Origin of the sequence: Staphylococcus caledonicus (genome assembly GCF_016238465.1) — a bacterium.
GTDB classification, from domain to species: Bacteria; Bacillota; Bacilli; order Staphylococcales; family Staphylococcaceae; genus Staphylococcus; species Staphylococcus caledonicus.
On record NZ_JABTXV010000001.1, the window covers coordinates 1,110,461 to 1,124,686 of the forward strand.

General features: G+C 32.7%; 16 protein-coding genes, 1 pseudogene and 2 other annotated features. Of the genes and pseudogenes, 2 read left to right on the plus strand and 15 right to left on the minus strand.

Annotated features, from left to right (window positions below):
- Positions 1–7: 7 nt before the first annotated feature.
- The 8 genes from obgE to HS848_RS05600 all read right to left on the minus strand — a co-directional run bounded on the left by obgE (position 8) and on the right by HS848_RS05600 (position 4,875).
- Complete coding sequence (gene obgE / locus HS848_RS05565) at positions 8–1,300, minus strand: GTPase ObgE (RefSeq protein WP_198611534.1); 1,293 nt, start codon at positions 1,298–1,300, stop codon at positions 8–10.
- Between the two features lie 147 nt (positions 1,301–1,447).
- Positions 1,448–1,732 (minus strand): 50S ribosomal protein L27, encoded by a 285-nt coding sequence (gene rpmA / locus HS848_RS05570; protein ID WP_103166568.1) that lies wholly within the window; start codon positions 1,730–1,732, stop codon positions 1,448–1,450.
- 11 nt (positions 1,733–1,743) lie between these two features.
- Positions 1,744–2,064, minus strand: a complete 321-nt coding sequence (locus HS848_RS05575) for a ribosomal-processing cysteine protease Prp (protein WP_107508058.1) — start codon at positions 2,062–2,064, stop codon at positions 1,744–1,746.
- A gap of 5 nt (positions 2,065–2,069) precedes the next feature.
- Positions 2,070–2,378, minus strand: a complete 309-nt coding sequence (rplU, locus tag HS848_RS05580; protein WP_103166566.1) for a 50S ribosomal protein L21 — start codon at positions 2,376–2,378, stop codon at positions 2,070–2,072.
- 13 nt (positions 2,379–2,391) lie between these two features.
- Positions 2,392–2,496: a sequence feature (ribosomal protein L21 leader region), on the minus strand.
- Between the two features lie 33 nt (positions 2,497–2,529).
- A complete protein-coding gene (gene mreD, locus HS848_RS05585) occupies positions 2,530–3,051 on the minus strand; it encodes a rod shape-determining protein MreD (protein ID WP_107508059.1) in 522 nt (173 codons plus the stop codon).
- Positions 3,051–3,887, minus strand: coding sequence for a rod shape-determining protein MreC (mreC, locus tag HS848_RS05590; protein WP_198611535.1), 837 nt, complete (start codon positions 3,885–3,887; stop codon positions 3,051–3,053). The genes mreD and mreC overlap by 1 nt, the downstream gene beginning before the upstream one ends.
- A gap of 279 nt (positions 3,888–4,166) precedes the next feature.
- The gene (locus tag HS848_RS05595; RefSeq protein WP_107508061.1) at positions 4,167–4,310 is read right to left on the minus strand and encodes a hypothetical protein; all 144 of its coding nucleotides are present in this window, start codon (positions 4,308–4,310) and stop codon (positions 4,167–4,169) included.
- 91 nt (positions 4,311–4,401) lie between these two features.
- Positions 4,402–4,875, minus strand: a complete 474-nt coding sequence (locus tag HS848_RS05600; protein ID WP_198611536.1) for a DUF4930 family protein — start codon at positions 4,873–4,875, stop codon at positions 4,402–4,404.
- 168 nt (positions 4,876–5,043) lie between these two features.
- Here HS848_RS05600 and HS848_RS05605 point away from each other — a divergent pair, with 168 nt between their 5' ends.
- Positions 5,044–5,223, plus strand: a complete 180-nt coding sequence (locus HS848_RS05605; RefSeq protein ID WP_107508063.1) for a hypothetical protein — start codon at positions 5,044–5,046, stop codon at positions 5,221–5,223.
- 61 nt (positions 5,224–5,284) lie between these two features.
- Here the strand turns inward: HS848_RS05605 and HS848_RS05610 are convergent, their stop codons facing one another.
- From HS848_RS05610 to HS848_RS05635, 6 genes and pseudogenes are all read right to left on the minus strand, one after another.
- Entirely contained in the window at positions 5,285–5,566 is a 282-nt protein-coding gene (locus HS848_RS05610) for a hypothetical protein (RefSeq protein ID WP_107508064.1), read from the minus strand.
- Positions 5,567–5,645: 79 nt separating this feature from the next.
- Positions 5,646–6,323: a RadC family protein gene (radC, locus tag HS848_RS05615; RefSeq protein WP_198611537.1), complete on the minus strand. Its 678-nt coding sequence runs from the start codon at positions 6,321–6,323 to the stop codon at positions 5,646–5,648.
- Positions 6,324–6,337: 14 nt separating this feature from the next.
- Positions 6,338–7,027, minus strand: a complete 690-nt coding sequence (locus HS848_RS13025) for a prepilin peptidase (protein ID WP_198611538.1) — start codon at positions 7,025–7,027, stop codon at positions 6,338–6,340.
- 157 nt (positions 7,028–7,184) lie between these two features.
- A pseudogene (locus HS848_RS05625) lies at positions 7,185–7,544 on the minus strand (transposase); the annotation flags it as partial.
- A gap of 289 nt (positions 7,545–7,833) precedes the next feature.
- A complete protein-coding gene (locus HS848_RS05630; protein ID WP_107508067.1) occupies positions 7,834–9,096 on the minus strand; it encodes a bifunctional folylpolyglutamate synthase/dihydrofolate synthase in 1,263 nt (420 codons plus the stop codon).
- 11 nt (positions 9,097–9,107) lie between these two features.
- Complete coding sequence (locus HS848_RS05635) at positions 9,108–11,738, minus strand: valine--tRNA ligase (RefSeq protein WP_198611539.1); 2,631 nt, start codon at positions 11,736–11,738, stop codon at positions 9,108–9,110.
- A 41-nt stretch (positions 11,739–11,779) separates the two neighbouring features.
- Positions 11,780–12,198: a binding site (T-box leader), on the minus strand.
- Positions 12,199–12,254: 56 nt separating this feature from the next.
- Here HS848_RS05635 and HS848_RS05640 point away from each other — a divergent pair.
- Complete coding sequence (locus tag HS848_RS05640; protein WP_198611540.1) at positions 12,255–12,812, plus strand: DNA-3-methyladenine glycosylase I; 558 nt, start codon at positions 12,255–12,257, stop codon at positions 12,810–12,812.
- Positions 12,813–12,824: 12 nt separating this feature from the next.
- Here the strand turns inward: HS848_RS05640 and HS848_RS05645 are convergent, their stop codons facing one another.
- Positions 12,825–13,898, minus strand: a complete 1,074-nt coding sequence (locus HS848_RS05645) for an AbrB family transcriptional regulator (RefSeq protein WP_198611541.1) — start codon at positions 13,896–13,898, stop codon at positions 12,825–12,827.
- Positions 13,899–14,226 lie beyond the last annotated feature (328 nt).

Below are 14,226 nucleotides of genomic sequence, written 5' to 3' on the forward strand. Positions count from 1 at the left end.
AGCACTCCTATTCTATAAATTCAAATTCTCCACCTAATATTCTTACGATATCGCCATTACTACATCCTCGCGCTCTTAAAGCATCATCGATACCCATAGAACGCATTTGACGTGCAAATCGTCTAACGGCTGGATCACTATTGAAGTCAGTCATTTTGAACATTCGTTCAATCGCATTACCGCTTACTACATAAGCACCATCATCATCACGGGTAATTGTGAATTTATCTTGAGAAGGTGTATGTTTATAAAGTACACGGTTAACTCCAACTTCTTCATCTTTTTCTACACTAAAGTCGATATCTTTAACTTCGTCTAATTTATCCATAATAGTATATAACAATTGATCGATGTTATCACGGGTAATTGTAGAAACAGGCACAATGATTGCGTCTGACGCTAATTCTTTCTTAAAGCGTTCTAAATTTTCTTGTGCTTCAGGAATATCCATTTTGTTTGCGACAATAATTTGAGGTCTTTCCTCTAATCTTTGTTTATAATTTAAAAGTTCTTTATTAATGACTTGATAATCATCAATAGGGTCTCTACCTTCAGAACCACTCATATCAATCATATGCACGATAACTTTTGTTCGTTCCACGTGTCTTAAGAATTGATGACCTAAACCAACACCATCAGAAGCGCCTTCTATTAAACCAGGTAAATCGGCCATAACAAAACTTCTATTATCAGGTGTAGATACTACACCTAAATTAGGTTTTATAGTAGTGAAGTGATAAGCTCCAATTTTCGGCTTAGCTTTAGAAACGATGGACAATAGTGTTGATTTACCTACACTTGGGAAACCTACTAAGCCGACATCTGCTAATAACTTAAGCTCTAGCGTTACATCCAATTCTTCACCAGGTTCTCCATTCTCACTGAAATCTGGCGCTGGATTTCGTGGTGTAGCAAAACGAGAGTTACCTCTTCCGCCACGACCGCCTTGAGCAACGATAGCACGTTGACCGTCTTCTACTAAGTCAGCTAATACTTCTTCAGTATCTACGCTTTTAATAATCGTGCCAGGTGGTACTTTTAACACTAAATCTTCTGCATTTTTACCATGCATATTACTGCTTTGGCCATTTTCACCTTTTTTGGCTTTAAAATGTCTTTGATATCTAAAATCAAGCAACGTTCTTAAACCTTCATCCACTTCAAAAACAACTGATGCGCCTTTACCACCGTCGCCACCAGCTGGGCCTCCAAATGGTACATATTTTTCTCTACGATAAGCAGTGATACCATTACCTCCATCACCAGCTTTTAGAGATATTTTAACTTGATCGACAAACATATATCTCACCTCTTTTACTTTCGATTCATTAATGACAATATTATATCATTAAATATTTACCAGTTTAAAATTTATCATTTTAGATAATTCACTTATAAACAAAAGAAAACACCAGAAGCATTCACTTCTGGTGTTAACTAGACAAAATTATTCAGCTGCTGCATATACAGAAACTTGTTTTTTGTCGCGTCCTTTACGTTCGAAACGAACAACGCCATCGATTTTAGCGAATAATGTATCATCGCCACCACGACCTACATTTTCACCAGGATAGATTTTAGTTCCGCGTTGACGGTATAAGATAGAACCGCCAGTAACGTATTGACCGTCTGCACGTTTAGCGCCTAAACGTTTAGATTCTGAGTCACGACCGTTTTTAGTAGAACTTACCCCTTTTTTAGATGCAAAGAATTGTAAGTTTAATTTCAACATCGGGATACACCTCACTTGTAATTTAATCTGATATTTTCATTATATTCTTCTTCAATGGTTTGTAAAGAAACAAGCATTGCTTGAAGAATTAATTGTGCTTGTTCATTATTTGTATCTACACTTCTTATATGAAAATGACCGCCGTCATCATCATAGTCAATGTCTGGTTTTTCAGAAGTTAAACCTAATATAGCATTTACACTGCCAAATAGAACTGCTGAAGCGCCAGCACAAACAATATCATGACCATATTCACCATGGTCTGCATGGCCATCCATAATAACATCTGTTACTTTGCCACTATCATTTATTGTAATATCAACAGTAATCATAGAGATTAAGCGTTGATTTTATCAATAGTTAATTTAGTGTATGGTTGACGATGACCTTTTTTACGTTTAGAGTCTTTACGACGTTTGTAAGTGAATACAGTAATTTTTTTACCGCGTCCTTGTTTTTTAACTGTAGCAGTAACAGTAGCACCTTCAACAGTTGGAGCACCAACTTTAACTGAATCGCCACCTACAAAGATAACTTTATCAAATGTAAATGAATCACCTTCATTAACATCTAATTTTTCAACGAAGATATCTTGACCTTCTTCTACTTTGATTTGTTTACCGCCTGTTTCAATAATAGCAAACATACTTTGCACCTCCTATATTTATAAGTCACGCCATATACAGGTGACATTCTAAATTTAGATTATTTCCAATTTAGTTATTCGCGTACTTAAACCTGTATTTGAGCGGTTGTATGTAGCTATAAAACTACTCAACTATTGCATAGTACCATTACTACACTTTAGTGTCAATCTTGTTTTGCATTTTTTTAATATATTTAAGGAAAATTGGAAATATAATAATTAACAAAATAAAGTTTAATATTAATGTTGGCAATAATCGTAATAATAAGAAGTTGATTATATTAAAGTTAATAAATCCAATAATCGCATAAATACATGCTATATAAATCTCGAAAACAACTACACTACATAAGTTCAACATAAACATCATTGTGTAATCTCGATAAAATACTTTAAGGAAGTTATCAAAGAGAAGAACTAATAGAATGTAACCGAACATGTATAAACCATATACGCTGCCCAAATATAAATCAGTTACAATTCCTAGTACTCCTCCTAATATTAAACCAACACCAAAGCCACGGTATACGGTTAATAATAATATAAATAAAAGTGTTAAATGTGGTACAAAGATAATCTCAAACTTACCTATATGCATTGGGATAACTAATCCAATAATTGTATCGATATAGAATAGGATTATACCTATAACTAAGTATGATAATGCTCTCATTAGTTGTCCCTACTTCCATCAGCAGAACTGTTCGCATCACTTTTAGCTACATAAACATGGTTAATATCAGATAAGTTAGCACCTGTTTTCACTCTTACTTCCTTAGCTAATCCATATTCATCATTTTCAACTTTTGTAACTTCACCTATGTATAAGTCACTTGGTAACTGATCAGCTAAACCACTTGTCACGACTTTATCGCCTTTAGAAAGTTTATCTTTATTGTTGATATTACTAATAATAAGTTCTTGATTTTTATTATCATAACGATCGATAAGTCCAAAAACATTATTAGAGTCGTGTTCAATATTAACTGATAATTTACCTGTCCGAGTATTGGTTGAAAGTAAATCCACTTGCGAAGAAAATTGGTTTACTTTAGTGACTCGTCCAATTAAACCGTCAGCAGTCATAACTGCCATATTATCACGAATACCATTTTTCTTACCTTTGTCGATTATAACTGTATTCATCCATTGATCTGGATTTCGTGCAATGACTGCACCAGAAATTGCATCATATTTCGATGCATCTGTCATATCTAATTCTTTTTTCAAACTTTTATTTTCGGCTTCTAATTTCTCATTTTTAGCCTCAAGTTGTTTAATCTTTTTATTATCAGTGGCTTTGTTTGAACTAAAAAGATTATTTATTGCTCCAGTCACAAAATTAACGGGATAACTGACCACTCTTTGACCGAAAGAAACAGAATCCCCCACATATTGTTCAGGAGGTGATTGAGTTTGTGAACGTAAAGACAAACCAATCAGTGCAATGAAGACAATTATCGCACACAAAACAACAATCAACTTGTTATTTTTAAAAAACTTTTGCACTCAGAACACCTCTACCAATAGTTATTTAAATTGTCCTTTTCTATTTTATATTACTCTTCCGGTTAAATAAAGCACTAAGTTTGAAGCATGGACAAAAGCTTTAAGTACTAGTTACATAAACGAAGCGGTATACGAATAAAGTCAATCGTTCGCTTTGGCATAACATACCTATTATTAATATTTTGGTCTCTATCACAAAAAAGAGATTAGGTTCTAAGTTCACTATCACTTTAAATTACAAGTGTAAATAAACTTTATTACCTAATCTCTTTAACAATTCTATTCTTCATTTTTATCGTTATTATCTTGTTTGTTCTTTTTTTCATCTTCGCTATATAACGTTTCTTTTTTACGCCATTTAGCAAATAAGTTTGTAGCTTTAGCTTGCTCATTGGCTTGTTTTTCTTTAGATTGTTCAGACATTATTCACACCAACCTTTGAATTATTATCATATCTAAAACTCTAACGTAAAAACTAGTTCTTTTCAAATACTACAATTTAAATAATAGTATTCTAATATGAGCCTTGCGGTTTAAGTTCAATACTTTGGCCTAGCCCATTTAAATCTTGTTCCATTTCAATTTCGGTACTATATACTCTCATGGAATCACTTCCAAATTTATAGATGATAAATTCGTCATCCCGCTGACCGGCTATGTAGTTTTCATTGTAGCCCATTCTACCTAATCCAGAAACTGCCATAAATTCATTTTTATCAAGGAGCTTAAATACATTTTTCACCTGACTATGAGGAATATTTTGGATAATATCATTTTCCTCTAACACATAATGTTTACCATTCGTTGGAACTTGTTCATTATTCATCATATTCTGAGGTGCACCTACTTGCGTACTATTAGACGTATGATTCACTGGGTTCCATTCTTGTTCTCTCAAAAAGGGAGCATATTTTAATGCAAAATATACAACACATATAATAGCCATTACTGCAATGATATTTTTAAAGATACTTAGAATAAATCGCATTAGCTCTCCTCCTATTTCAATCTTGGCTATTATAAAGTAAATGTTATTATTTTTCATCAGTCCTAAGTACGATGTAACTAGATAACTAAAGTATGATACCCAATTTTGAAAAAATGATTTACAATATTACTATACTATATTTATTAGAGTTCACGAGGAGTGTATAAAATGAGTATATTAAGTATCATTTTAATAGCATTACTTGTGATTTTACTATTCAGAGTGGGCCTTGCTATTTTAAGATTTATAATTTCAGCAGCTATAGTGTTGTTAGGATTATATTTAGCTTATCAAGGTATACTATGGATTTTTGAAAATTATCAAGTAATTACCGCTTATTTACCATAAAATTTAAAATGCTAGTTAGGCTATTTTACGAATTAATATGTAATAGCCTAACTAGCAATTTTTATTTTCTAAATGTATGAGATAAATAGTTATAAAGTTTGTAAACTCCTGCTAATAATAATCCCCAAATTATTCCAACTACTATAGACGCAACAATTAACGATAGTATATTGACTTGTTGATGACTTACTAATACACCTAATAATGAAAATATCGTGATTCCTACTACCGATAGACCTATAGTAATGAGCGTTTCTTTAATTCTAATAGTGTGTTGTTTTATATTTAATCTCAACACATAGATAATAGGTATCAAAATACCCACAATTAAAAAGATTGTCATAAAGCACCTCGAACATTAATTTAAGTTTTATTATACAAGAAGTTAACTTTATAAACTATGGTAAATTTTATAGACATGCTTATTCAAAATACCCTTCTTCGACTAAACTTGTAAATTTTTGATCCCCAATAATAATGTGATCTAACAAATCAATCCCTAAAATATGCCCACATTCTTTAAGCCTAATTGTCGTAGCGATATCCTCATTCGATGGGGTGACGTCCCCTGAAGGATGATTATGAACGACGATAATAGAATTGCTAGAAGCCCTAATGGCTGCATTAAACACTTCACGAGGATGAATTACAGATGAATTCAACGTCCCTTTATATATAGTTTCTTCTTTAATCACTATATTTTTAGAATTTAAAAATAATGCTACAAAGTGTTCTTGCGTTAAATCTTTCATTTTTGACATCATCATATCTGCAACATCTTGTGGCGATTTAATCTTAACTTTTTCTAAAGTACATCTAGCATTCATTCTTTCACCTAATTCGAATGCTGCTTTCAATGTTACAGCTTTATATACGCCAATACCCTTAATCTTAATTAAATCATCTATTGATAAATGTTTTAATTCTTTTAAACTACCATATTGATTCATAATATCGTTAGCTATATCGATACTAGAATATCCTTGTCTTCCTGTATTTATTAAGATAGCTAATAATTCACTATTAGATAAACTCTTTTCCCCTTGTTGTATCAAACGCTCTCTTGGTAACTCACTTGTAGCCATGTCTTTAATGTTCAAAGAAATCTTCCTTCCTATAAATAAATGATAATATCGTGGTAAAAATAGCTGGTAATAACGTAGCTTACTAATATAAATGGAATAAGTGGAATATAATGTTGATGTTTAATTAATAACATTATGCTTGAAAAGATTAATGCAATTGTAAATGTAATAGTTAAAAAGATTGTAAAAAAGTTATATGGATAAAAGAGCGATAAAACAGTTAGAAGAAGAATATCTCCGTAGCCAATTTGATGGGGTTTAAATAAAAAGCATAGGTGGATTAAAGGGGCGAATAATAAAAATGTTTGAAAATGAAGCGGTGCTATAAAAATACATATTATTAAAAGTATAATGACTAAATTTAAATTAAGTGTCAAAGTTTGTATATCATATAAAGCCATTGTGAGTAAAAATAAAAAAGTAGTTAAAAATAATGGTGCGTACACATCGAAGTGATTAAATGAGATGAGTGGAATGATTACAAAAGCAAGAATTTCTCCGAGAATATAATTGAGGTTTAACTTCTTATGACAACATAAGGTTCGCCCTTTCAAATAGATAAAGTTTATGATTGGGAAGAGCTCTAACCAGCTCAATCGTCGACTACAATAATCACATTTAGAATGCATTATGAAGTACTTAAGATTCAATTGATCAACCGTAGTTAAATGATATAAGTAACTAAAGATTACACTACATGCATAAGCTAATAAAAACATATAACAACTCCTTAGAGTTATTATACCTAATTCAATTTAAAAGTAAATTATATTTTGATGCGTTATATAATTTAGTTATCTATTTTCAAAATTATCTTAGTATCTCAATTTAGATTTTAAAGTTTTGCTTGTTTTATGTATATTTAAAAATAAAGAGAAACTGGATGAATAATGATTCTAATAAGGCATCGGTTTTAGGATTAACTCTAAAGCGATTAATTGTTTTATAAGAAGGCGTTTGATTTTGAGCTAACCACATCATTCGAATACTATCATTGAGTAATTTTTCGATTTTACGCCCAGAAAATACAGACTGTGTATAAGCGTATAATATAATTTTCAACATCATTTTAGGATGATAAGATGTAGCTCCACGATGATGTTTGAATTCATCGAATTCATTATCAGGTATTGTTTCTACAATTTCATTGACGTGATGTGATATATCAGTAGTAGGAATTAAAATAGAAGTTTCTATTGGTAGTGTAAGTTGAGTCATGTTATAATTTTTGTACATAAGACACCTCGTTAATTTAGTTTAGTGATGTTTATTAAATTATACGGAAGTGTCTTATTTTTTTAAAGTATTTTAATGTAAAATTACATATATGTAACGTAGTATTGTTGGCGAGACTCCTGAGGGAATAGGATGAGTGTCGAGACCGTGGCTCGACCCGTCCCCCTAGGAAAGCCCGCCAAACAATACGAAGTATTGATAAAAGAAAAGCTTAGAGATGATTCAATCATGAATCATCTCTAAGCTATTATTTTGGGATTTATGTCCCAGGCTCTCTCAATATTTTAAATTAAAATTGTGTTTTGGCTTTTACTTCACTAATGAAATATAAACTTCCAGTGATTAATAATCCGTCACCTTCATAACGGTTTATAAAATCAAGATAGTCATCTATAAATTCAATGTTTTCCACGTTTACGTCCTCAGCTAATTCTTCTTTAGTTAAGGCTTTAGGGAAATCAAATTCAGTGAAATAAATTTTATTTGCGATTTCAGATAGTCTATTCAACATACCAGAAATTGGTTTACCTTTAATGGCAGAAAATAAGATATCCATTTTACTATTGTCATAATAATTTTTAATAGTATCAGTCAAAGCTTCTACACTCTCATTATTATGAGCCCCATCGATAATCATCAAAGGGTTCTCTTTAACTTGTTCGATTCTCCCTGTCCAGGTAACGCTTTCGATTGCATCAATCATTTTATTGAAATCTAAATCGATTACATCTTCTTCATTTAGTTCAATAAGCGCTGTAATTGCTAATGAAGCATTCTCTTTTTGATGCTCACCTAGCATGTTTAAAATGATTGTTTCTAATTCATAATCTTTGTAACGATACGTAAACTCATCATCTTGAGACACCACTACAATTTCACGATCAAGCTCGATTGGCTTAGCGTCATTGCTTTCTGCTAAATCACGAATATATTTTAATGCTTCTTCATTTTTCACTGCATAAATAACTGGTGTGTTTGGCTTAATAATTGCGCCTTTATCTTTAGCAATGTCTAAATACGTATTTCCTAAAATGTCAGTGTGATCTAAACCAATACTCGTCAAGATAGAGATAATTGGCTTAAAGACGTTTGTAGAGTCGTTTTTAATGCCTAGTCCCGCTTCAACTATAACGAAATCAACTGGATGGATTTCTCCGAAGTATAAAAACATCATTGTTGTTATAATTTCAAACTCAGTGGCAATGCCTAATTCAGTTTCTTGTTCTAGTGCTTCACTAACCGGCTTAACTCTCTCTACTAATTCTACTATTTCATCATTTGTAATAGGATAACCATTTAAACTAATTCTTTCATTAAAAGTTTCGATAAACGGTGAAGTAAAAGTACCTACTTCATATCCATTGTCAACTAAAGCGGCTCTTAAATAGGCTACCGTAGAGCCTTTACCATTTGTACCACCAACATGAATACCTCTAATATTTAATTGAGGGTTATTCAAACGATCTAGCATCCATTCCATTCTTTTTACACCAGGCTTGATACCAAATTTAGTTCGTTCATGTATCCAATACAAGCTATCTAGGTAATTCATCGGCGATTCTCCTATGCTTTTAATTGTTCGATTCTGTTTTTAACACCATCATATTTTTCTTGATAACGTTGTTGCTTATCTTTTTCTTCATCAATGACCTTTTTAGGTGCTTTATTTACAAAGTTCTCATTAGATAGTTTTTTATCTACACGGTCTAGTTCATTTTGTAGTTTAGCTAATTCTTTTTCTAAACGTGCAATCTCTTTGTCCATATCAATTAATCCTTCTAATGGTAGGACCACTTTGCCGGCTACCACTACAGCTGTCATAGCTTTTTCAGGAATATCAATATTGGTATCAATCGTTAATTCACTTGGATTACAGAATTTATGAATGTAATCGGCATTTTCATTTAAAGTTGCTTTAATATCTTCGTCTTTAGCTTGAATGAAAATTGGTATCTCTTTTGAAAGTGGCGTATTTACTTCCACACGTGATTGTCGCACTGATTTAATAATTTCCACAAGTTGTTGCATTGTTTGTTTACTTTCTTCAAATACAAGTTCCTCTTTCACTGTTGGCCAAGACGCTTTAACAATTGTCTCGCCTTTATGTGGAAGACTCTGCCAAATTTTTTCTGTGACAAATGGCATAAATGGATGTAACATGCGCATGATTTGATCGAGTGTATAACTTAATACTGAACGCGTAACTTGTTTTTGTGCTTCATCTTCACCGTTCATTGGTATTTTACTCATTTCAATATACCAATCACAGAATTCATCCCAAATGAAGTTATATAGTGCTCGTCCAACTTCACCAAACTCATATTTATCACTTAAGTTTGTTACGGTTTCAATTGTTTCATTTAAGCGTGTTAATATCCATTTATCTGCTAATGATAAATCACCAGTTAAATCAATATCTTCATACTTAAAGTCGTCTCCAATGTTCATTAAGCTAAAACGTGCACCGTTCCAGATTTTATTGATGAAGTTCCATACTGATTCTACTTTTTCAGTAGAATAACGTAAATCATGACCTGGAGATGAACCTGTAGCTAAGAAATATCTTAAGCTGTCTGCACCGTACTGTTCAATTACATCCATTGGGTCAACACCATTACCTAATGATTTACTCATTTTACGTCCATCTTCAGCACGTACTAAACCATGAAGTAGTACATCATTGAATGGACGACGATCAGTAAATTCTAATCCTTGGAAGATCATTCTCGCTACCCAGAAGAAGATGATGTCATAGCCAGTCACTAAGGCATTTGTAGGATAATAACGTTTGAAATCTTCAGCTGCCTCATTAGGCCAACCTAAAGTTGAAAACGGCCATAAAGCACTTGAGAACCAAGTATCTAAAACGTCTTCATCTTGTTCCCAATTTTCAATATCTTGAGGAACTTCCTCACCAACGTATATTTCACCAGTTTCTTTATGATACCAAGCTGGAATTTGATGACCCCACCATAATTGACGTGAAATTGTCCAGTCTCTGATTTCTTCCATCCAACGGTTAAATGTATTTTCAAAACGTGGTGGATAAAAATCAATGCGATCATCCGTATTTTGGTTATCTAATGCACGTTGTGCTAAAGGTTTCATTTTCACAAACCATTGTGTAGATAAGTACGGTTCAACTACTGCACCTGTACGTTCTGAATGACCAACTGAATGAACATGTTCTTCAATTTTGATGACCATATCTTGTTCTTTTAAATCTTCAACTAGTTGTTTACGGCACTCGAAGCGGTCTAAACCGGCATATTTATCGGCTTTATCATTCATTTTACCGTTCTCATCCATCACGATGATATTTTCTAAGTCGTGACGTTGACCAATTTCAAAGTCGTTAGGGTCATGTGCTGGTGTTACTTTCATAGCACCACTACCAAATTCAATATCTACATATTCATCAGCTAAAATTGGTAACTCACGACCAACGATTGGTAATATAACTTTTTTACCTATAACGTCTTTATAACGATCATCGTTAGGGTTAACTACAATTGCTGTATCGCCTAACATTGTTTCAGGTCGTGTAGTAGCAATCTCAATATAACCGTCACCATCTGCGTAAGGATATTTAAAATGATAAAAATGTCCTTGTACATCTTCATGGATAACTTCTATATCTGAAAGTGCTGTACGCGCTTCAGGGTCCCAGTTAATGATACGTTCGCCACGGTAAATGATTCCTTTGTTGTATAAATCAACGAAGACTTTTTTGACTGCTTGACTTAAACCATCATCTAGCGTAAAACGTTCTCTACTATAATCAAGTCCAAGACCTAGTTTAGCCCATTGTTTTCGTATAAATGAAGCATACTCTTCTTTCCAAGACCAAGCATGTTCTAAAAACTTCTCACGTCCCATATCATGACGAGAGATGCCTTGTTCTTTTAACTTAGCTTCAACCTTGGCTTGAGTAGCAATACCTGCATGGTCCATACCTGGTAGATATAAAGTATCGTAACCTTGCATACGTTTCATTCTTGTAATTATATCTTGCAACGTTGTATCCCAAGCATGCCCTAAATGTAATTTACCAGTGACATTTGGAGGGGGAATTACAATCGTATATGTTTCTTTACCTTGCTCTTCTGAGGGTTTGAAATACTCATTTCTTACCCATTCTTCATAACGCCCCGCTTCTACTTCGCGCGGATTGTATTTAGGCTCCATGTTCATAGAAAAAACCTCCTAATAATTAAAAAACACCCATCCTAAAAATATAGGACGGATGTTCCGTGGTACCACCTAAATTCAAGATTCTAGGACGTTAACGTTTAATACTTTAGATAAACCTGAGACATTAATGATTTATACTCTGGAAAACCGATATACGGTGTCCCAAAAGCAGGATACTCGGCAGATATTGTCACGATTCGATAAAATTTAAAAAAATTTTACTCATCGTTCGGTTCTCTCTAAATCCTAAACACTTTTGTCTCAGGCTCTTCTTAAAGTAAGGTTTCGTCCTAACCTCTTGCACTTAATTATGATTAACGCTCAAACACGCTTTTACCTACATACTATTTCAATAAAAGTCAAGTGGGCTACCTTCAGTATGAACACTATACATATTTTCACCGACCATATGCTCTCTGTGCTACCGTTCAAACTTACTCTTCCCATTAATATATTTAATTACCTAATTATAGTATAATGGAAATCGCTATAAGTCAATCTCTTGGAGGTATATTTATGAATGAATGTGCGTTCGGCACAAAAGATCCAATCTATTTGGATTACCATGATCACGTGTGGGGACAACCCTTATATGATAGTAAAGCTTTATTTAAATTAATCGCACTTGAGTCTCAACATGCTGGTTTATCATGGCTCACTATACTTAAAAAGAAAGCCTCTTATGAAGAAGCTTTTCATGAATTTGAACCTGAAAAAGTAGCTCAAATGACTGAAACAGATATCGATCGATTAATGGAGTTTCCTAATATTGTTCATAATCGTAAAAAATTAGAAGCTATCGTTTCTCAGGCACAAGGCTACTTGAAAATTGAACAAGAATACGGTAGTTTTAGTGACTTTTTATGGTCGTATGTTGATGGGAAACCGATAGATATGCAATACCAACATGCATCAGAAAGAATCACAGTTGATGAACGTGCCACACGTTTGTCTAAGGATTTAAAGTCGTACGGGTTTAAATTTCTAGGGCCTGTAACCACGTTTTCATTTTTAGAAGCTGCTGGTTTATATGATGCACATTTAAAAGATTGCCCTTCTAAACCGACTCACTAATTTATAAAATTTCTATTTTTTTCCGTATTTTTCCACACCCATTTTCAAGAAAAAACTAATAATTGGTGCCACAATGAATAAAATAAAGAAGATTCTAAAGATATGGAAACTTGAAATCATAGCTACATCGGCACCTGTGGCTATGGCAACTAATACGATTTGACTCATTCCACCTGGTGCGCCTCCTAAGAACAATTCATTGATAGAGCTATGTGTGAATAAATGGATTATATACACCATTACAAACGCACCAATGATTAAAAATACATTTTGATAAATAATCGCTACGGCTATTCTTCCTTTTAAATCACCCAATAAATTAGCAATTTGTAATCCAATTCTGATCATGTAGATGACTTGTGCGGACGCTAATACATAGTTATCAAGCGTAAAATTAATATGAGTAACTAAGTTCCATATAACCAACACGATAATAGGTGCAAGCAATTGTTTAGTTGGAAAATTTATTTTACTCATCACCATATAAACAAGCGCAATCATTATTCCGAGAAATAAAATTTGAGGAAGATTAAGCGCATTGGTTAAAGGCGTCACTTTGGCAACACTTTCAGTATTATTAGCGCTATTACTAAATAAAAATGAAATAAATGGAACTAAAATAACAACGAAAATAACACGTGAAGTTTGCGTTAAACTAACTACTAATATATTGGCTTTCTTGCTTTCTTCAGCCATGATTAACATTTGGCTAAGTGCCCCTGGAATAACACTTAATATCGCTGTTTCAGTATTTACACGTGCAATTTTTTTGAAAAAGTAAGCAATTAAAAGTGATAGCATAATGAGTAAAACAGTTACAAGAATGATAATAAACCAATCATCTTTAATATCATTCATTACTTCTGTAGTAAACGTAGTCCCTATTTGAACCCCGAGTAAAATAAGTCCAATTTGACTAAGCCAAAATGGCCACACTACTTCTAATTTAAAAACCTTCACCACTAACAATGCAGCAATAATAGGCCCAAACATAAATGGTAAAAGTATGTGGGCAAAATAAAAGACTATACTCACGATAATCGCAGTTACTAACAAAATAAGTTGATTGAGTCGCATTTTATTCATTAACGACCACTTCTTTCCATAATATAATTACGTTATAAAATTATTTTAAAACCATTTCTTCACTCTACTGTAGCAAACTTTATTAGTATTATCATCCTAGTAGCTTTGTACTACTCAACCTAAATTAATGGAAAATAAAAACTAAGAGACAAGATAGCATTATTTTATGATTTTAAAAACTTTGACATTTCTTTTCGACGTGGTTGGCTAAAAATAAAGATAGTAAAATTTACCTATAATCATCCTTGCCTATAAAATAAATAAAAAGAGGCTAAGCCATTAGTATTGAAATAGCTTAACCTCATAATTTTGGCAATCGTAATCTGAG